The sequence below is a fragment of the Gilliamella apis genome, from assembly GCF_030758615.1.
GTDB classification, from domain to species: domain Bacteria; phylum Pseudomonadota; class Gammaproteobacteria; order Enterobacterales; family Orbaceae; genus Gilliamella; species Gilliamella apis_A.
This window is the reverse complement of record NZ_CP132381.1, coordinates 2,531,647-2,551,479: the sequence shown is the minus strand read 5'-3', so window position 1 is coordinate 2,551,479 and position 19,833 is coordinate 2,531,647. Positions and strand designations below refer to the sequence as shown.

General features: G+C 33.5%; 17 protein-coding genes. 9 read left to right on the top strand and 8 right to left on the bottom strand.

The window, feature by feature from the left end:
• From moaD to RAM17_RS11710, 4 genes are all read left to right on the top strand, one after another.
• Complete coding sequence (gene moaD, locus RAM17_RS11725) at nucleotides 1-246, top strand: molybdopterin synthase sulfur carrier subunit (protein WP_110447136.1); 246 nt, start codon at nucleotides 1-3, stop codon at nucleotides 244-246.
• 4 nt (nucleotides 247-250) lie between these two features.
• Nucleotides 251-694, top strand: coding sequence for a molybdopterin synthase catalytic subunit MoaE (gene moaE / locus RAM17_RS11720; protein ID WP_110447137.1), 444 nt, complete (start codon nucleotides 251-253; stop codon nucleotides 692-694).
• A gap of 53 nt (nucleotides 695-747) precedes the next feature.
• A complete protein-coding gene (locus tag RAM17_RS11715; RefSeq protein WP_110447138.1) occupies nucleotides 748-1,446 on the top strand; it encodes a Bax inhibitor-1/YccA family protein in 699 nt (232 codons plus the stop codon).
• A 164-nt stretch (nucleotides 1,447-1,610) separates the two neighbouring features.
• On the top strand, nucleotides 1,611-3,431 hold the full coding sequence (locus RAM17_RS11710; protein WP_110447139.1) for a DUF3413 domain-containing protein: 1,821 nt from the start codon (nucleotides 1,611-1,613) through the stop codon (nucleotides 3,429-3,431).
• 39 nt (nucleotides 3,432-3,470) lie between these two features.
• Here RAM17_RS11710 and sppA read toward each other — a convergent pair whose 3' ends face one another.
• The 6 genes from sppA to pcnB all read right to left on the bottom strand — a co-directional run bounded on the left by sppA (nucleotide 3,471) and on the right by pcnB (nucleotide 12,052).
• A complete protein-coding gene (gene sppA, locus RAM17_RS11705; protein ID WP_110447140.1) occupies nucleotides 3,471-5,288 on the bottom strand; it encodes a signal peptide peptidase SppA in 1,818 nt (605 codons plus the stop codon).
• A gap of 22 nt (nucleotides 5,289-5,310) precedes the next feature.
• Nucleotides 5,311-6,126 (bottom strand): bis(5'-nucleosyl)-tetraphosphatase (symmetrical) ApaH, encoded by an 816-nt coding sequence (gene apaH / locus RAM17_RS11700; RefSeq protein WP_110447141.1) that lies wholly within the window; start codon nucleotides 6,124-6,126, stop codon nucleotides 5,311-5,313.
• 4 nt (nucleotides 6,127-6,130) lie between these two features.
• Nucleotides 6,131-6,928, bottom strand: a complete 798-nt coding sequence (gene rsmA / locus RAM17_RS11695) for a 16S rRNA (adenine(1518)-N(6)/adenine(1519)-N(6))-dimethyltransferase RsmA (protein WP_110447142.1) — start codon at nucleotides 6,926-6,928, stop codon at nucleotides 6,131-6,133.
• Entirely contained in the window at nucleotides 6,921-8,234 is a 1,314-nt protein-coding gene (gene surA / locus RAM17_RS11690) for a peptidylprolyl isomerase SurA (protein WP_110447143.1), read from the bottom strand. Before surA ends, rsmA begins: the two co-directional genes overlap by 8 nt.
• Nucleotides 8,235-8,294: 60 nt before the next feature.
• Nucleotides 8,295-10,676 carry an LPS assembly protein LptD gene (gene lptD, locus RAM17_RS11685; protein WP_110447144.1) on the bottom strand — a complete coding sequence of 794 codons (2,382 nt, stop codon included), beginning with the start codon at nucleotides 10,674-10,676 and terminating at the stop codon, nucleotides 8,295-8,297.
• A gap of 74 nt (nucleotides 10,677-10,750) precedes the next feature.
• A complete protein-coding gene (pcnB, locus tag RAM17_RS11680; protein ID WP_372339515.1) occupies nucleotides 10,751-12,052 on the bottom strand; it encodes a polynucleotide adenylyltransferase PcnB in 1,302 nt (433 codons plus the stop codon).
• A gap of 421 nt (nucleotides 12,053-12,473) precedes the next feature.
• Here pcnB and oxyR point away from each other — a divergent pair, with 421 nt between their 5' ends.
• From oxyR to RAM17_RS11660, 4 genes are all read left to right on the top strand, one after another.
• A complete protein-coding gene (oxyR, locus tag RAM17_RS11675; protein WP_110447146.1) occupies nucleotides 12,474-13,400 on the top strand; it encodes a DNA-binding transcriptional regulator OxyR in 927 nt (308 codons plus the stop codon).
• Between the two features lie 33 nt (nucleotides 13,401-13,433).
• A complete protein-coding gene (gene fabR, locus RAM17_RS11670; protein ID WP_110447147.1) occupies nucleotides 13,434-14,078 on the top strand; it encodes an HTH-type transcriptional repressor FabR in 645 nt (214 codons plus the stop codon).
• 147 nt (nucleotides 14,079-14,225) lie between these two features.
• Nucleotides 14,226-14,513, top strand: coding sequence for a hypothetical protein (locus RAM17_RS11665; RefSeq protein WP_110447148.1), 288 nt, complete (start codon nucleotides 14,226-14,228; stop codon nucleotides 14,511-14,513).
• 318 nt (nucleotides 14,514-14,831) lie between these two features.
• Nucleotides 14,832-15,257: an alpha/beta hydrolase family protein gene (locus RAM17_RS11660; protein WP_110447149.1), complete on the top strand. Its 426-nt coding sequence runs from the start codon at nucleotides 14,832-14,834 to the stop codon at nucleotides 15,255-15,257.
• Nucleotides 15,258-15,321: 64 nt separating this feature from the next.
• On the opposite strand, the gene pntB is transcribed toward RAM17_RS11660, so the two are convergent.
• Both pntB and pntA read right to left on the bottom strand, forming a co-directional pair.
• Nucleotides 15,322-16,710 carry a Re/Si-specific NAD(P)(+) transhydrogenase subunit beta gene (gene pntB / locus RAM17_RS11655; RefSeq protein WP_065650792.1) on the bottom strand — a complete coding sequence of 463 codons (1,389 nt, stop codon included), beginning with the start codon at nucleotides 16,708-16,710 and terminating at the stop codon, nucleotides 15,322-15,324.
• Nucleotides 16,711-16,725: 15 nt separating this feature from the next.
• Entirely contained in the window at nucleotides 16,726-18,258 is a 1,533-nt protein-coding gene (gene pntA / locus RAM17_RS11650; protein WP_110447150.1) for a Re/Si-specific NAD(P)(+) transhydrogenase subunit alpha, read from the bottom strand.
• A 363-nt stretch (nucleotides 18,259-18,621) separates the two neighbouring features.
• Here pntA and rbsK point away from each other — a divergent pair, with 363 nt between their 5' ends.
• Complete coding sequence (gene rbsK / locus RAM17_RS11645; RefSeq protein ID WP_110447151.1) at nucleotides 18,622-19,815, top strand: ribokinase; 1,194 nt, start codon at nucleotides 18,622-18,624, stop codon at nucleotides 19,813-19,815.
• Nucleotides 19,816-19,833 lie beyond the last annotated feature (18 nt).

Here is a 19,833-nt window from a genome sequence, read left to right as displayed (position 1 = left end):
ATGAATAAAATTTATTTTTTTGCACAAATTAGAGAGTTGTTAGGCATTGAATCTTTGGAATTAATGGTAGATCAAATGTCGATAGCTCAACTTTTAGAGCAACTTAGTTTACGAGGTGACAAATGGGCATTAGCTTTAAAAGAAAAAACCGTATTATGTGCGGTAAATCATGCATTAGTTGATTATCATCATATTATTCGATGTGGTGATGAAATTGCGTTTTTTCCACCGGTAACTGGTGGGTAATAATATGAATATTATTGAAATAAGCCAATCATCTATTGATATAAATTCATTGATAAAATGGTTAAATGAGTTACCTCAAGATGGTGCCGTAGTTACTTTTATGGGTAAGGTGCGTAGTTTAGAAAATCAAGTGATTTGTTTAACATTGGAACATTACCCTCAAATGACGGAAAAAGTGTTTAGCAACATTATTCATCAAGCCAGAGAGAGATGGTCAATAAATCGAGTTGCATTAGTTCATCGTGTGGGCAAAATTAATGCTAATGAGAGAATTGTTTTTGTTGGTGTTAGTTCGGTACATCGCAGAGATGCTTTTGCCGCAACTGAATTTATTATGGATGTATTAAAAAATGAAGCGCCATTTTGGAAGAAAGAACAAACTACTAGTGGTGAAAATTGGGTAGAAGCAAAGCAATCTGATGTAAATGCCTTGAAGAAATGGTATTAATCCCTATTTAATATATAATAGAGTCGTTATGTTATTTTTATGAGAGGAAAGAGATGTCAAGTTATACGCCGAATGGGTCAATTATAGAACAGGCTAGTAGTCGTATACAAACATACATGAGTCAAGTGTATGGTTGGATGGCTGTTGGTTTACTTTTAACTGCTTTTGTTGCTTGGTTCGCATCAACTAGTTTTGAGTTTCTCATTTTATTATCACGAGTAATGTGGGTACTTTTAATTGCTGAAATTGGATTAGTATTTGTTATTTCAGGAATGATTAATCGTTTATCTGGTGCTGCCGCGACAACTTTATTTATGCTTTATTCAGTAATAAATGGTTGTACTTTTTCTATATATTTTATTTATTATACGTCATCTTCTATTGCCAGTGTCTTTTTTATTACCGCTGGAATGTTTAGTGCGTTAGCATTTTATGGTTATACGACTAAACGTGATTTATCTGGTTTTGGTAGTTTTTTATTCATGGGATTAATTGGTATTGTTATCGCCTCTCTAGTTAATCTATTTTTGCAAAGCGAACCTTTAATGTGGGCGGTCACCTATATTGGCGTATTTATTTTTGCTGGATTAACCGCTTATGATACACAAAAACTTAAGCAATTGGGTATTAACTTATCACAAGACGATCAAAATATGTTTAGGCGTTATGTGATATTAGGTGCATTAACACTCTATCTTGACTTTATCAACTTATTTATTATGTTACTGCGCATCTTTGCTGATCGAAGATAACCATTCTTAACAAAAAGGGCTCTACAAAGAGCCCTTTTTGTTAATTTTATATTAATTTCTATACTTTTATTGTTTTTTTGTTAAAAATTTTTCGGAAAGCAATAAATCAAAATAAAAAAAATATTATTATTAAAAAATTTCAGCTTTTTACCTAATGGATTTCTATGAAAAAACTTTATTTGTTCCTGTTAGTAAATATTTTAATTTCGTCAGTAATAACAGTTCGATATTTTTTGATTCCTGGGGCGTTGTTTACATGGGATGGTTGTCTTTTTTCATTCATCGCAGTTCTGGGGCATTTTTTCTCAGTTTATTTATTGTTTTTTGTTTTATCACTTCCAACTCTTTGGATGAATAAAAAATTAACTAATATCTGCTTGGCTTTTATATTCAGTTTATTTCAGATTATTTTATATATAGATACTATTGTTTTCCAGCAATATCGATTTCATATTAACGAATCGGTATTATCAATGGTGTTTTCTGGTCAGGTTGTGGATTTTTCAGCTATGACTTATATATTAATATTTTTGTTGATATTCGTTTTTTTTGCAGCGGAATATTTAATTCTGTATCTACTTGATAAGAAATTTAATCTTAATAATATTCGATCTAAATTATTAATTATACCGACAGTTTTTCTTGTTTGTTGTTTGGTTATCAGTCATCTGATACATATGATTGCTTTTTATTATGCCTATTCACCGATTATGGTTGTTAAAGAATATATTCCATTATATCGCCCATTTACTTCAAAAAAGATAATGGGGTATTTTGATAAATCAGGACAACGTAAAGTACACATTGAAAGAGATAATAAGCACGCAAGTATCTACTATCCAAAAAGAGAACTTCTGATTAATCCTGATAAACAAGCAACACCCAACATTGTGTTTATTGTATTGGATTCTTGGCGTTATGATACTTTTAGTCCAGATATTTCTCCCAATACCTATCGTTTTGTTCAACAGAATGATGGTATAATTTTTAATAATCATTATTCTACAGGTAATGCAACTCGTACCGGTATTTTTGGTCTTTTTTATGGTATTCCCGGCACATACTGGGATTCATTTCTAAGAAATCAAATTCCATCATTATTTATAACTACCCTACAAAAAGAGAACTATAATATCGGTATTTTTACTTCAGCCAAAGTTTCATCTCCTGAATTTGATCGTACTGTTTTTTCAACTATTAAAAATTTAAGAATTAGTAGTAAAAAAGGCCCTGCATCAAGTCGTGATAAACAGATAACTGATGACTGGCTAAATTGGTATAGATCTAGGGATAAATCCAACCCGAGTTTTTCCTTTTTATTTTTTGATGCGCCACATGGTTATGATTTCCCAAATGATTTTGAGGTAAAATTTAAACCGGTTGGTGATCTCAATTATATGACGTTAAATAATAATACGGATCCCGGTCCAATTTTTAATCGTTATAAACAGAGTGTCTATTATGATGATTATTTGTTGCAAAAAGTTTATGATGAACTTAAACAGTCTGGTTCATTAGATAATACATTAATAATTATTACTGGTGATCATTCACAAGAAATGAATGATAATAAATTAGGTTTTTGGGGGCATAATGGAAATTATACGGATGCTCAAACCAAGGTACCTTTTATTATTGTTGGAGCAAAAGATCTTCAACACATGAGCGATAACATAAATAAATTTACTAGTCATGAAGATGTAGTACCAACAATAATGCGCCATTATTTACATGTAAAAAATGATATTACTGACTATTCGACTGGATATGATTTGTTTAGCCCAATAAAAGATCGAGACTGGTTACTAATGTCAAATTATAGTTCTTATGCTGTACGGACTAAAGACAACATTTATTTTGTTAATCGTCTCGGTATTAGTCATTATTTCGATACTTATAATAATGAAGTAAATGAAACTCCTAATTATAATCTCATCCATGCTGCAATGAATAATATGCGTTATTTTTTCCAAACAGAACAATAAGAATTAATAATAATCCACCATTAAGGTGGATTATTGGAATTATTTTATATCAGCACAGTTTATGCAGTAAATATAACGATTTTGTCCATCTTGGAACTTGTCCCAGAACGAAACTTGTTGTTTGATCTGTTTTATTTCTGGTAGTTGTTCGAACAATACTTCTGCTGTTGATTTTGGCATCATTGCAATCATATCTGAATATAAAGCATTGATCCAATTACCTTCTTGTTTTTGCCAATCTATTTGGTAATCTGAAATACTAGCTAATGTGGCTGCCATTTCAATTGCATCATCAAAATCACCTAACTTATCAACTAAACCGTTTTTACTTCCTTCTGAACCCAGCCACACTTGACCTTGGGCTATATTATCTACTTGTTCGATAGTCATATTTCGTGCTTTTGCTACTAAAGAAATAAAAGTCTGATAACCATGATCAATATTCATTTGGATGAATTGGTTCATTTCATTGGATAAGTTCTGAGTTATGCTTCTATGTGCTAACGGTGATGTTGATACTCCATCATTATAGACTCCGATATGAGAAAGTGAATTTTCAATGGTTGGTACTATACCGAAGATGCCAATGGATCCAGTTATAGTATTTGGGCTGGCAACAATATAGTCTGATGCAGTTGATATCCAATAACCGCCAGATGCAGCCATTCCTCCCATGGAGACAACCACCGGAATTTGGTAACTACGTAAAGCCTCTAATTCATTGCGAATTGCTTCTGAAGCATCAACACTTCCACCAGGACTATTTACCCTAACTATGACAGCTTGTATATTATTTTTATTTAAATTTTTACGAATGTTTCTTAATTGCGCAACAATATCTTGGCTTCCGGCGACGTTGCTGCTATTTTCTCCGTTGGTAATTGTTCCATTAACAAAAACAACTGCTATTTTGGGTTCATTAGTTGTTGGCTTCACATTTTCTTTTAGCTGGTAATCATAAATACTTACTCTATTTTTTATATTGATTTCAAGTTCGAACTCGTGATTAGTCGCTATTGCATCAATCAACCCATTTGCTAAAGCGTATTGTGCCATGTTGCCATTAGCCGCTTTTAATTCTGATAACATGTCTTTAGGTAAAGGTACTAATTGTGTCGGCGTTTTTTTTCGTTCTTCTGAAATATCGCCAAGGTAGTTATTCCACATTAGATTTAGCCATCGAGAGGTGTTGCTTCTGGCTTCATCCGACATATTGTCTCGAATGAACGGTTCAATAGCAGATTTATAAGTACCAACACGAAAAACATGAGTATTTATCTTTAAATTATCTAATAATGTTTTGTAATATAAGTTATTGGCTGATAATCCAAATACGCTTACAGCGCCTAATGGCGTTAAGTATATTTTATTAGCATAACTGGCTAAATAATATTGACTTTGATTAAAGTTTGAACCAATGGCATAAATAGGTTTATTGGCTGCTTTGAAATTCGTTAAATATTTTCCAATATATTGTAGAGAACTCATGTCAGCACCAACAAAATTATCTAATTTCAATACCATACTTTTAATATTAGGATCTGATGTGGCTTGAGATATCTTTTGCACTAAATCAAATAAGCTATTTTCACGAGATAGATTTACTCTTTTGCCATAAATCTTATCTTGTATTTCATAAATTTCATCACTATAAAGTGAGTTGTCAACGACAACACCCTCAAGATCCATAATTAAAGTGCCTGATTGAGGAATGACTTCTTTCTTGTTTACTTCTTTTATTAATGCGATACCACTAAAAATCAATAGAATAATGATTAAGAAAACGAGATTAAGAAAAATTTCTCTGATTAAATTGATAATTTTCCAAATTGATTTGATAACAGATAGTGCAGACATAATAAAATAGCCTTTTTCTAATTTAATTGGTTTCTATATTTCTCTTTTTGAAGTATTTTTTGTCTTCAAATCGTAAACAAGTTAATTTGCCACCCCAACAACATCCTGTATCAAGCGCGTAAATATTCTCAGGAGTCCCTTTTCCATTCAGTGCTGCCCAATGACCAAAAGCTATACTATAATCTGAGGGGATTTTTCTTGGCAGAGCAAACCACGGTTTAAGCTTTGAGGGAGCTTGATCTGGTTGGTTTTTGTAATAAAAATCGAGTCGGCCATCTTCGTAGCAATAACGCATTCGCGTTAATGCATTGGCAATATATCGTAATCGATCTAATCCTTGTAGATCTATTGACCATTCATCGGGAAAATTACCATACATTTTGTCAAGGAAAAGGGGATAGGAATCACTGCTTAAAATGACATTTAGATCATGGGCACATTTTTTTAATGTTTCCATATCCCATTGTGGTGATATTCCAGCATGAGTCATAATGAGTTTTAGTTTTTCATCTATTTGGACTAGTGGTTGTTTACGTAACCAGTTCATTAATTCATCAAAATCATCTGCATGAATTAATTCATCAAGGTTATCCTTCTTTTTAGGAGGGGTAACATTGGCATAGATTGATAACAGATGTAAATCATGATTACCTAACACTAATCTAATTTGTTCGCTATTTTGTTTAACAAATCTAATAACTTCCAGTGATTTAGGCCCCCTAGCAACTAAATCACCAGTTAACCATAACGTATCCGATGATGAAAAACCTGCTTTTTCAAGTAAACGCATAAATTCATCATAACAACCATGAATATCACCAATTATTAGATTTGCCATAAGATTATTTCCAAGCGTTTGCCAATAGACAATAATGTTTTACCGTCAAATTTTCCGCCCGTAAATTAGGGTCAATATCTAATTCGAGCATTTGTTCTGGCGTAAATAAATTACCTAAGCTATTGCGTATGGTTTTACGTCTTTGATTAAATGCTTCTGTAGTAATACGTGAAAGTACTTTGACATCATTAACTAAATAAGGTTTTTGCTTATAAGGGATTAGTTTCACTACAGCGGAGTCAACTTTAGGCGCGGGTTTAAAAGAAGTTGGTGGCACTTCTAAAACAGGGATAATTTGGCAGTAATATTGTGCCATCACACTTAAACGGCCATAATCTTTACTATTTGGCGCTGCAACTAGACGAGTAACGACCTCTTTTTGTAACATAAAATGCATATCAGCAATAATTGGCGCGTATTCAAATAAATGAAACATTAAGGGCGTCGAAATATTGTAAGGTAAGTTACCAAATACTCTTAATTGCTGACCTAATTGCTCGAATAATAGATTAAAATCAAATGTTAATGCATCTTGTTCAATCACACTAATTTTATTTTGTAAAAAAGGATTTTCGACCAATCGACTAGCTAAATCCCTATCAATTTCTATCACAGTTAGATGATCAACATGTTTACTTACCGGTATAGTCAATGCAGCAAGTCCTGGGCCTATTTCAACTAAAGCTTGCCCTTGTTTAGGTTGTATCGCTGCAACAATACTTTCAATAATATAATCATCATGTAGAAAATTTTGACCGAATCGTTTGCGAGCAAAATGCCCTTGATGAACACGACTATTCATTCTTTCCTTCACCTGTAATTTTAATATAAGCATCACCTTTAAGTTCTTGAATCCAAACTTGTGCTTCCTCGGCAAATTTTCGGTTAAAAATAAGTCGGTACGCTTGATCTTTTTTAACCATATTAGTACCGTCAGTCTGTCTGGTATCAATTAGTTGAATTAAATGCCAACCGTAAGATGATCTTATTGGTTGACTGATTTCACCTTTTTTCAATTGTAATAATGCACTTTTAAAACCATTATCATAAACTTCAGGTCTATTCCAGCCTAAATTACCGCCATTGTCTTTAGAACCGGTGTCTTCAGAATTCGCTTTTGCCGCCGCCGTGAATGTTGTTGCTCCACTAGTAATGGCTTTACGGATATCCGTTAATTTTTGTTTAGCAACTTGATCGGTAACTAATACGTTAGTTTTAATTAATATATGTCGAGCATTCACTTCTTGGAGGGTAATTTTTTTCGGCGCTTCAGAACGAGTATCATCAACTTTTATTATATGAATACCGACACCTGAACGGATAGGCCCTACTACACTACCTTTTGCTGCACGAATCAGACGTTCTTCGAAAATAGTTGGTAGTTCATTGAGTTTTCGCCATCCCATAGAACCACCTTTTAGTGCTAGGTCATCATTAGAATATGATGTGGCTAATTTAGCAAAATTTTCCCCTTTTTTTGCTCGATTAATAATATCCATGGCTTTATTTGTGGCACTGTCAACTTGTTGTTTAGATGCTTTTTCTGGAATGGAGATTAAAATATGACTAATTTTGACATCAATATTGTTGGTTGGTTGATTAGTCATTGTCTTGGTTAATTGTTCTACTTCTCGAGGTGAAACTTTGATTCTCGGTCTAACCTCATGCATACGAGCTTGCTCAATCAACATATCATTATGAATGCGTTCTCGATAAGTACTATAGCTAATTCCCATCGCTGATAATCTACTTCGTAGTTGATCGATGGTCATGCCATTTTCAGCAGCGATACCATCAATTGCACCAGTTATTTCATCATCACTAATAGTAATTTTAGCTTTAGCAGCTCTTTGTAAAATTAAATTTTCAACGATTAAACGATCGATGATTTGTTTTCGGAGCACTTTGTCACTAGGTAAAGTTCTTGGGTCGGCACTAGCTTTAATGGTTTTTAACATATCATTAACGTCACTTTCTAAAATGACATTATTATTAACCACTGCAGCAACTTGCTCTATAACTTTTGGAGCAGCATGAGCAGAAATTGGTGTAAATAGTGCTACGTTAATACTTAAGTTTAATGCGATAAAAAGCTTTAATAATTTCATATTTATTCAACTCATTATTGTTGTGATATTAATTTTATCACTATAAATTTATTAGTTAGTTTATTCAAATGTTGATATATAAGGTAATTTACCAAAATCTAACATTTTGGCTGTACTATCATTATTATTTCCTAAGCCTTGTAATTCAAAATTAATTGAAAGTTTATTTTTATATTTACTTATATGCGTTGTATTATCCCAATCGGTTAGTTTTCGGCCATATTGCATGGTCACTCCCCAACAACAGTCACTATAATGTAAACCAATAAAGCTATCAGCAATTTGGTCTAACTTAGTATCATAATAATAAGAACCAACAGCATTTATTGTTTCTGATAATGGCCAACTAGCCATAACTCCCGCCTGAGACAAATCTTGTTTATAAAGTTTATCTGATGAACGTTTATACCTTTCGTCTACTGTAGCAATATAATCATGGTTTGCATATCGATAAGATAATCGTATAAATTTATCACTAGTAGGATGATACTCAAAAGTTGTATTGGCTAAAGCAATAGTATCAATCCGAGTGTCATATTGGATGCCACTACGAAAAATAATATCATTACTGATACGCCAAAAATTATCCGTTGCCCATGTAATACTACCAGTATCTGAATTTTTATCTAATTCATTATTATTCTCACTCGTTTTAGATTTAGTGAAATAAGTAATTTGACCAAGGGATAAGTTAAATTTTTCAATCTTATTACTATCATAAAAACGTGTAGTCACGCCTGTAGCGAGTTTATTTGTTGATGCTATACGATCTAGACCACTATAAGACTGTTCTCTAAATAAACCGACATAATCAGCTTGTAAAAAGCTTGAGTCGTAATTATTGATATTGGATTGATTGCGATAGGGGATATAGGTATATTTAATACGAGGTTCAAGTGTTTGATTATAACCATCCATAAACTTAAAATCTCGTTCGAAAATAACTTTACCATCTAGGCTAAATTTAGGTATGAAACGATTCACATTACTATCTAACTTTTTATCTGAACTTTTATTTACCCTATTATATCTTTTAAGATTTTGTTGTTTGTAGTGAGTTGCCATCAAACCTGTTTCAGTTGCTAACGAAGACCAAGAATTTGTTACTGTATAATTGAGAGTTGGTTCAATATGAGCTCGCCATGCATTGGGTTTATTTTTGGCTTCGTTTATAAAATGAGACACCTGTGAAAATGTCTTGAATTTTAGTGGACCCAAATCGTAATTATAGTAGGTAATGTCCAATTGAGGTTGAGTTTGGTAAAGATTTTTATAATGAAATTGTTGAAAATGTTTATAACCTAGAGCAATATCCCAATTTTCATTATTATATGCTAATTTATAAAATTGTGTTAAGTATCCAGCTGTTTGAGAAGCGTATTTAGGATTAAGATCAGTTAAATACTGGTTATCACTAACCCGTGTAACATCAGTAAATAAGCGCCAATTATAGTTTATTAATTCATCATTTTTCCAATGGAATAACCATCGATTATTATTATCATCATAATTATTACCATTTAATAATATTTTTCTATCTTCTCGGTATTTTTTATCATGTTGTAACCAGTCAAATGCGATAGTTCCTAATCCTAATTGATTCAAGTATCGGAATTCGGTTTGTAATTGCACACCACGATGTTGGAATACTCTTGGTGTTAATGTTGCATCATAATTTGGTGCAATGTTCCAATAAAAAGGTAAAGCGAAATCAATACCATCGGTACTATCATAATTAAAGGTTGGCATTAATAAACCAGAACGTCTTTTATTGCCGGTAGGTAATTGTAAATAAGGCGAATATAGAACAGGGACTTTACCGATGCTAAATATTGCATTCCAAACTTCAAGTAATTGTTCCTCGTTATCATGAATTACAGTAGTACCTTTAATATTCCAAGTACTATCATCTACCGGACAAGAAGTAAAACTACCATTTTTTAGAATTATATAGCGATTTTTTTCCAATTTCATTTCATCAGCTTTACCTCGTCCAAGCCGATCAACTAAATGATATTCACTAGGATTCATATTTGAATCATTATTATTGAGGTTTATCGCCGCATGATTACCTTTCATTTTTATCAAATTATCTTGATAAGTGATGTTTCCATCCAATATTGCCATACGGTTATTTGCATCTTTAGAATCAATAGTTACTTTATCTGCTAAAACGGTGCGGTTACCCTGTTCAACATACACATCGCCACTATAGATAGCTAAATTAGGATAAATTGCTTCAAATTTATCAGATTCTGCATTAACCGGTAATGAATTTATATCACCGTTTACTATTGGGCGATCAAATTTTGGTACATTAATAAGACACTGAGGATTGCTCGTTTCGTTTTTAGGTATGCCAATTGCATAGCTAGTACTATCATAATTATACAAAGAAAATGAAACAGCTATAGCAATAAGAGAGAGTGATAATTTTTTCATCAATGATTAGAGTGTAATTATGATTATTTTAATTAAAACATTATAGCGGTTATTTGTAAAAGTGCGAATGAAAATTAACGTTTAATACGTCGTTTATTGCTTTTACCAAGTTGTTTAACCATAGATATTTTTCTTTCGGTGGATACATGTTGAAATTCATCCCACCATTTGGCTAAATCTAACAATTCACCTTTTTCAATAGATGATCGCATTTCTAGTAAATCATAAGCGGCACGAAATTTTGGGTGTTCCAAAATCGCAAAGGCGCGTTTCCCCTCACGCTTTCTCATTCTTAATTGTAAACGCCAAATGTCACTCATTACATTTGTTAATCGTTTGGGTATAGCGATAATTCGGCATTGTTCGCTTAATACATCATTAATGGCCATAGAAAAAGAATCATAATACTGTAAACCGCTTTCAATACTGTTAATCTGAGTCTGTTCTATAATTGGATACCAAAAAAAGGCAGCGTATAAAAAAGCTGGATTGACACGTTGCTTGTTTTCTATTCGATAATCAGTATTTTTTAATACGTGAGCAATAATCTTTTCCAGATTACCATTATTATTTTGTACAAATAAGCGTTCAATTACTGGAAAAAGTTGTTCAAATAATTGGTACTGTTTTAATAAAATATAAGTATTGTAACCATGACCAGATTGCAATAATTTTAAAGATTCATCAAAAAGTCGTGCTGATGGAATATTATTTAATAATGGCGCAAGTGTTTTTATGGGATCTGCCGTTGCTTGATCAATTTTCATGTTAAGTTTCGCCGCGAAACGAATTGTTCTTAACATTCTAACTGGATCTTCACGATACCTTGTTTGCGGATCACCAATTAATCGAATAATGCCATTTTTTAAATCATTTAATCCGCCACAATAATCACGGATACTAAAGTCTTTCACATTATAGTAAAGGGCATTCATCGTGAAGTCACGGCGAATAGCATCTTGTTCAATCGTACCGTATACATTGTCACGTAATAGCATGCCAGATTGTGAACGTTTAGATATATTGGTCTGTTCACTTTGGCCATCATGGTCACCACGAAAGGTAGCGACTTCAATTATCTCTTTACCGAACATAATATGAGCTAGGCGAAAACGTCTTCCGATCAAGCGACAATTACGAAATACTTTTTGAATTTGTTCTGGAGTTGCATTTGTGGCAATATCAAAGTCTTTAGGTTTTTTACCTAAGAGAAGATCTCTAATACATCCACCAACTAAATAAGCTTCATATCCTTGTTTATTTAAGCGATAAAGAACTTTTAAGGCATTTTCGCTTATATTTTTACGAGAAATATTATGTTCATTACGAGAAATGCAGACATAGTGCGATTTTTGCTGTTCTTCATGCTGAAACATTTTACGATAAAAGCGAGAAACTTGTTTAAAAATAGCACACCTCAAATTAATAATAGTCTATATAGCAATCTAGCGCGCGATTATATCGCAATTACTTTTAACTTTCCATTTTTCTTAGTATGACTATGGTAAGTAGAATGATGGGATTTAGTTTATAATCATCAAAGATTCTATTTGATTTTTTAAACATAATTATCAACAATAGCAATTTATATAGTACAATTAATAAAGTTAGCCTATTAAGCATCAAGAAATTATGCATAACAACAGGTTTTATCTGTATTTAAATGACTAATTAATTTTACTGAATTTGATACTCTTATTTTATAAATGATTTTTATACAAAAAACAGTAGTATTTTATATCTATTTATTATATTTCTGAGTATATAACCATTAACTGATAATTTTTTGGGGACACTATGAATATTCGTGATTTGGAATATTTTGTATCGTTAGCTGAATTTCGGCACTTTCGTAAAGCAGCAGATGCTTGTAATGTTAGTCAACCAACATTAAGTGGTCAAATCAGAAAACTTGAAGACGAATTAGGTGTAATGTTACTTGAGCGAACTAGTCGCAAAGTGTTATTTACCCAAACCGGCATGATGCTTGTTGAGCAAGCCAAAGAAATTTTACGTAATATACAAATTTTAAAAGAGATGGCTAGTCGTCAAGGCGAAGAGATGTCTGGCCCGATGCATATAGGTTTGATTCCTACTATTGCCCCCTATTTATTACCACATGTAATTACGGTATTACATGAATCTTTTCCTCAATTAGAACTTTATTTACATGAAGCTCAAACCGCCAATATTGTTGCTCAACTTGAGAGTGGGAAGCTGGATTGTGCGATTATTGCTCAAGTAAAAGAAACGGCACAATTTATTGAATTACCACTATTTAATGAACCTATGTTTCTAGCCGTTCCAGCAAATGACGAATTAGCCACTAAACAAACAGTTAAACTTTCTAATTTAAAAGGGCAAAAATTTTTAATGTTAGAAGATGGTCACTGTTTGCGTGAACATGCAATGGGATATTGTTTTCAAGTAGGAATCGATGAAGACAAACAATTTAAAGCAACAAGTTTAGAAACATTGCGTAGTATGATATCAGCTGGCCGTGGAATTACCTTATTTCCAGAGCTGGCAGCTCCGAATGAGCGTACTCGCGATAATATTTGTTATATTCCTTGTAATGATCCTATACCGACGCGAAGTATTGCTTTGATTTATCGACCAGGTTCTCCATTAAGAGCACGTTATGAAACTATAGCTAAAACTATTCGTGATCATATGCCAAAAGTATTTGCAGAAAAAGAGCGATTATTAGGTCAAACAAACTGATAACTTATATTTGTATCATGATGAATTTTGAAAATGAAAAACATTAAACCCGGTGGTGTCAGAGCGCAGCAAAAGGAAAGAACGCGTAGAAGTTTAATTGATGCTGCGTTTAATCAACTTAATGCTGAACAGGGTTTTGCTAGTTTAAGTTTGCGTGAAGTTGCTCGTGAAGCAGGTATTGCCGCCACCTCATTTTATCGACATTTTCGTGATATGGATGAATTAGGTTTAGCGATGGTTGATGAAAGTGGTTTAACGCTTCGCCAATTGTTAAGACAAGCTCGAAAACGTATCGAAAAAGGTGGCAGCGTGCTTCGGACTTCTGTAACCACCTTTATTGAATTTATAGATAAAAACCCTAAAGTATTCTTGTTATTACTGCGTGAAAAAGCCGGAACATCTTCTGATTTTCGATCGGCTATTGCTCGTGAAATTCAGCATTTTATCGTCGAGCTTGTTGACTATTTAGATCATGCTAATCAAATGCCACATCATTATAATGAAGCTCAAGCAGAAGCGATGGTTACCATTGCTTTCAATGCTGGTGCTGAAGCGCTTGATTTTGACACTATTCAACGTCAAAAATTAATAGAAGATCTTATTTTTCAACTTCGAATGGTTTCTCGAGGGGCTTATTACCTTTATCATAAAGAACAAGTAAAACTTGAAAATCATTGATCATTTCTTTCATTTTATATTTATTTTAGACTGTAATTTAGAGCTCAATAATAATTGTCATTAATAAACTTTATTAAATCATTTTATAATGATTTTAATTTTTTTTATTTAGAATGTTAATAAAAATGATCTTGTTAAGGATAATGTATGGTAAAGCCCCTTTTCTTAGTAATTAATTTATTTATTGTGCTTTTTCCTCTTATTTCCAACGCATCAGAACATATTGGTTTCAAGCGAATTTACTATGATATACAAGATGGAAGACCATTAGATATTGCTGTTTGGTATGCAACTAATAATAAGCAAAATTTAATAACTATAGCTGATAATGCTATTTTTTGGGGGTCTGAAGTTATTACTGATGAAATACCGGAAATAAAGAGCACTCAATCTCCATTAATTTTACTTTCACATGGTTATGGTGGCAGTTGGTAAAATTTAAGCTGGCTTGCACATGAATTAGCTGCAAAAGGATATATTGTTGCAGCTCCTAATCATCCAGGAACAACTATATTTGATAAGAATACTGAGCAGTCAGCTAAACTATGGTTACGTCCGCAGGATTTAAGCAAAACTATTGATGCTCTGGCTGAAGATCAAATATTCACAAATATTATTAATTTTAATCAGATTGTCGCTATAGGCCATTCGTTAGGTGGTTGGTCAGTAATTGCACTGTCTGGCGCTAGATTTAATACTGACACTTTCAATGAGGATTGTAAAAAGTATTCATATTTAAAAGGTTGTCATTTGATGTCTGAACTTGGTTTGGCCAATCCAGAACTAAATAAAAGTATGTTAGACCCTAGGATAAAGGCATTCATATCTTTAGATGCTGGTTTGACAAGAGGATTCACCGTAGATAGCTTAGAAAAAATTAAAATTCCTGCTCTTATTATTGGAGCTGGAATAGATATAGATGATACGGATGCCAAACTTGAGTCAGGTTATGTACAAGAATTTCTACCAAAATCGTCCTCAACTTATATTATTATTCCAGATGCAATGCATTTCAGTTTTATTCAAATTTGTAAATCCAATGCATTAGATATCTTAAATCAAGAAAAACAAGATGAAAGTATTATTTGTAAAGATGGTGGTTATCGTGCGAGAGGTGAGATACATCGTGAAGTTACAGATCTCATTATTGGCTTTTTATCTAAAACATTCAAAAAATGAAAATTGTCATTAAACAAACTGCGACTTAAGTCGCAGTTTGTTGTTATTTTTAATGGTTACATTATTATAAATTTTGCAACACTTTTTCAACACTATCTTTAGCATCACCAAATAACATGTAGCTATTTTCTTTAAAGAATAGTGGGTTTTGCACGCCAGCATAGCCGGTGTTCATTGAGCGTTTTGAAATAATGACAGTTTTTGCTTTCCAAACTTCTAGAACCGGCATTCCTGCGATAGGACTATTAGGATCTTCTTCTGCCGCTGGGTTAACTGTATCGTTAGCACCAATTACCCAAACAACATCTGTATCAGGGAAGTCATCATTAATTTCATCCATTTCTAATACAATATCATAAGGGACTTTTGCTTCAGCTAATAATACGTTCATATGGCCAGGTAAACGTCCTGCAACTGGGTGAATACCAAAGCGAACTTCTATACCCATACCACGAAGTTTTTCAGTAATGTTACTTACTGCACCTTGAGCTTGCGCAACGGCCATACCGTAACCAGGTACGATTATTACTGAACGAGCTTCTTTTAAGGTTTGCGCAACTTCTGCTGGTTGCATTTCACGGTATTCACCTTGTTCTTCTTCTGAAGAGCTTGATGAACTGCCATCACTACCAAAACCACCGGCAATTACGCTGATAAACGAACGATTCATTGCTTTACACATAATGTAAGAAAGAATTGCACCAGAAGAACCCACTAATGCACCAGTTACAATTAGAAGATCATTTTGTAACATAAAGCCAGCCGCTGCTGCCGCCCAACCAGAATAGGAATTAAGCATTGAGATAACAACAGGCATATCCGCACCACCAATTGATGCTACAAGGTGGAAACCAAACACTAATGCTATAATTGTCATGATAAGTAAACAAACTAAGGCTCCTGCGCCAGTTTGTACATTAATAAATATAAACATCAAGATAACTGATACAACTATTGCTGCTAGATTTAGGTAGTGTTTATATGGGAGAGATAATGGTTTTGAACTAATTTTACCATTTAACTTTCCAAATGCTACAATTGATCCTGAGAAGGTAACAGCACCGATAAATACACCTACAAAAATTTCAACTAAATGAATTGTTACTTCATTCGGTGCAACCATGTGCGGATCTAAGAAGCTGTTTATACCAACAAGAACGGCCGCCATACCAACAAAACTATGGAGAAGCGCAACCAGTTCTGGCATTTGGGTCATTTCTACTTTTTTAGCTAGATAAAGACCGATAGCGGCACCAATAACCATAGCAATAATGATCCAGTGTAGTCCACCTTTGATACTAGCAACAGCAGCAATAAGCGCAATTGCCATACCGATCATGCCATAAATGTTTCCAGATTTAGCTGATTCTTGATTTGATAGGCCTCGTAAACTAAAGATAAATAGTAATGCAGCAATAACATAAGCTGCTTGAATGATTCCATGACTTAACATTATCAATAATCTCCTTTACTTGCCACGTTGGAACATTTTCAGCATTCTTTGAGTAACAAAGAATCCACCAAAAATATTGATACTAGCAATTAAAATAGCAACGAAGGCAATCGCCGTTGTTAAGCCATTATCATCACCGACTTGTAATATTGCACCGACTAATATAATACCCGATATAGCATTAGTAACTGACATTAGTGGTGTATGTAATGAATGGGTTACATTCCATACTACGTAATAACCAACAACACATGATAAAGCAAATACGGTAAAGTGACCTAAAAAGCTCTCAGGCACAGAGTTTGCTAACCAGAAATAGGCAATAATTAATAAAGCTAAAATGCCATATTTTTTGGCTGGTGACATTGGTTTTGGTTCAGGTTTAGCCACAGGCTCAACCGCTTTTTTCTGTGGTTGTGCTGAAACTTGAATTGGTGGAGCGGGCCAAGTTATTTCTTTGTCTTTAACTACAGTTACACCACGAATCACTACATCATCAAAGTTGATGTCAATATTGCCATCTTTTTCTTTAGCAAGTAGTTTTAATAAATTAACAATGTTAGTACCGTATAATTGTGATGCTTGTGCAGGCATACGGTTAGCTAAATCAGTATAACCAACAATTTTAACATTATTATCAGTTTCGAATACTTCACCTGGTTTAGTTAATTCACAGTTACCGCCAGTTAAGGCTGCTAAATCAACAATAACACTGCCTGGTTTCATCGATTCAACCATCTCTTTGGAGATAAGTTTTGGTGCAGGTTTACCTGGAATTAATGCTGTAGTAATAATGATGTCAACATCTTTCGCTTGTTCAGCAAATAATGCCATTTCTGCTTCAATAAATGCAGCAGACATTTGTTTAGCATAGCCATCACCGGAACCAGCTTCTTCTTCGAAATCTAATTCTAAGAAGTCAGCACCCATACTATTAATTTGTTCTGCAACTTCAGGTCGGGTATCGAATGCACGAACAATAGCACCTAAGCTAACTGCCGCACCAATTGCAGCAAGGCCCGCTACACCCGCACCAATTACCAACACTTTTGCTGGTGGTACTTTACCTGCTGCTGTTACTTGTCCAGTAAAGAAACGACCGAACTGGTTTGCTGCTTCAATAACTGAACGGTAACCAGCAATGTTCGACATTGAACTTAATGCATCAAGTGATTGAGCTCGTGAAATACGAGGTACACAATCCATCGCCATTACAGTGATATTTTTAGTTGCAAGTTTTTCTAAAAGATCTTTATGTTGAGCAGGATAAATATAGCTGATAAGCGTTAATCCCTCTTTCATTAGAGCGATTTCTTCATCAGTTGGCGCATGAAATTTTAAAATAAGATCATTTTGCCAAATATCCTTTGTACTTTGAATAGTGGCTCCAGCATCAATAAAAGCTTGGTCTTCGAAATGAGCAGCATGCCCAGCACCTTGTTCTACTGAAACTGTAAATCCTAGTTTTAACAGTTGTCCAACGGTTTGAGGTGTTGCTGCAACTCTAGCTTCATTGGCTAACCGTTCTTTTGGTATACCGATATGCATTGCGTTACATCCTTATGTTAAGAAAGATTATTCATGTTTTGCGATTTTAGCATAAATTAGCGACAGTGCGAGTAAGGAATTAATTTTTTATTATCAAAATTAGATTATTATTTTTTATGATAACTTGATATAGCGTTATGAGTTATAGCAAAAGTATAGTTGTTTTGCTGATAGTTATTACTAATAGATGTGACAATAATAAAATGAATAGTTTTCATTAAATTTTGTTATTTTTAAAGCAGTCGAGTCCAACCTATCTTAGTTCCGTTTGCTTCTGTTTTATCTCATAAGTTATGATTATTATCACTCTTTTAATGATTTAATCCAGCTATACTTTGATTTAATCATCAAGAGGTTTACTTTATGTTCTTAGAAGAAAGACAAAAAGCTATCTTAGCTTATTTAGATAAACATGAAAGATGTAGTGTTCAATATTTTTCGGAAATATTTAAAGTATCTAAAGAGACTATTAGAAAAGATCTCTCTACACTGGCGAAACAATTATTAGTTATTCGTTGTCACGGTGGTGCCATGATAAAAAGGCACAGATTAGTAAGCAATGTTACTGATAAAGAGTGTATTACCTCATTAATGACGAGATATGAAAAACAGAAATTTAAAAAACTAGGAGACAGAATGAACGGTAATGTTTGTATTTTAGGTTCATTTAATGTTGATATTGTTGCGCAAGTAGCAAGATTTCCAAAAGGTGGTGAGTCAATTCTGGCGCAAAAAAGTATGATTGGTCCAGGTGGAAAAGGTGCTAATCAAGCACTTGCTGCAAGTCATGCCGATGCAAAAGTTCATTTTGTCGCAAAAGTGGGAACCGACCAATTTAGTCAATTTGCTCATGATCATCTTTCTTCATCGAAAATTAACTCATTTACTTTGTATCAATCAGATAAAGAACCTACTGGCAATGCTGTCATTTATGTTTCTGAAGAGAATGGCGAGAATATGATAGCCATCTATCCGGGTGCAAATTTAACAATTACTAATAAAGAAATTGTAATGTTAGAAAGTTATCTTAAACAATCTGATATTCTATTAGTTCAACTTGAAAATAATATTGATGCTGTTTTAAATGCAATGAAATTAGCTAAAGCAATGGGGGTAAAAGTGGTGTTAAACCCGGCGCCTTATTCTAAAGATATTCAGCAGTTATTGTCTTATATCGATATTGTTACTCCGAATGAAACTGAAGCAAGTTTAATGTCAGGAGTTGAAGTTAATGATTTCGATAGTGCTAAGCTTGCAGCAGAAAAAATCTATTCATTAGGGATTCAAACAGTCATTATTACTTTAGGTAGTAAAGGCTCTCTTGTCTATGATGGAAAACATCATCAACATATTAAGCCTTTTTTAGCTGTTCCTGTTGATACAACTGGTGCTGGTGATGCTTTTAATGGCGCTTTTTGTGCTTCATTGGCTAAAGGAGAAACCCTTTATCAAGCAGCAATTTATGCTTCAGCTTTTGCATCTTTAGCCGTTGAGCGCGAAGGTGCATCAAATATGCCATCGCATCAAAATGTGCTTAAACGAATGGCAAATATATAAATTTACTTGAGGAACCGA

Coding starts and splice junctions, on each gene's coding strand:
- lptD (WP_110447144.1), bottom strand. CDS start 10,676: ATGAAAAAATTATCACTCTCTCTTATTGCTATAGCTGTTTCATTTTCT.
- rbsK (WP_110447151.1), top strand. CDS start 18,622: ATGTTCTTAGAAGAAAGACAAAAAGCTATCTTAGCTTATTTAGATAAA.
- moaE (WP_110447137.1), top strand. CDS start 251: ATGAATATTATTGAAATAAGCCAATCATCTATTGATATAAATTCATTG.
- RAM17_RS11660 (WP_110447149.1), top strand. CDS start 14,832: ATGTCTGAACTTGGTTTGGCCAATCCAGAACTAAATAAAAGTATGTTA.
- moaD (WP_110447136.1), top strand. CDS start 1: ATGAATAAAATTTATTTTTTTGCACAAATTAGAGAGTTGTTAGGCATT.
- fabR (WP_110447147.1), top strand. CDS start 13,434: ATGAAAAACATTAAACCCGGTGGTGTCAGAGCGCAGCAAAAGGAAAGA.
- apaH (WP_110447141.1), bottom strand. CDS start 6,126: ATGGCAAATCTAATAATTGGTGATATTCATGGTTGTTATGATGAATTT.
- pntB (WP_065650792.1), bottom strand. CDS start 16,710: ATGTTAAGTCATGGAATCATTCAAGCAGCTTATGTTATTGCTGCATTA.
- RAM17_RS11710 (WP_110447139.1), top strand. CDS start 1,611: ATGAAAAAACTTTATTTGTTCCTGTTAGTAAATATTTTAATTTCGTCA.
- surA (WP_110447143.1), bottom strand. CDS start 8,234: ATGAAATTATTAAAGCTTTTTATCGCATTAAACTTAAGTATTAACGTA.
- rsmA (WP_110447142.1), bottom strand. CDS start 6,928: ATGAATAGTCGTGTTCATCAAGGGCATTTTGCTCGCAAACGATTCGGT.
- RAM17_RS11715 (WP_110447138.1), top strand. CDS start 748: ATGTCAAGTTATACGCCGAATGGGTCAATTATAGAACAGGCTAGTAGT.
- pntA (WP_110447150.1), bottom strand. CDS start 18,258: ATGCATATCGGTATACCAAAAGAACGGTTAGCCAATGAAGCTAGAGTT.
- sppA (WP_110447140.1), bottom strand. CDS start 5,288: ATGTCTGCACTATCTGTTATCAAATCAATTTGGAAAATTATCAATTTA.
- oxyR (WP_110447146.1), top strand. CDS start 12,474: ATGAATATTCGTGATTTGGAATATTTTGTATCGTTAGCTGAATTTCGG.
- RAM17_RS11665 (WP_110447148.1), top strand. CDS start 14,226: ATGGTAAAGCCCCTTTTCTTAGTAATTAATTTATTTATTGTGCTTTTT.
- pcnB (WP_372339515.1), bottom strand. CDS start 12,052: ATGTTTCAGCATGAAGAACAGCAAAAATCGCACTATGTCTGCATTTCT.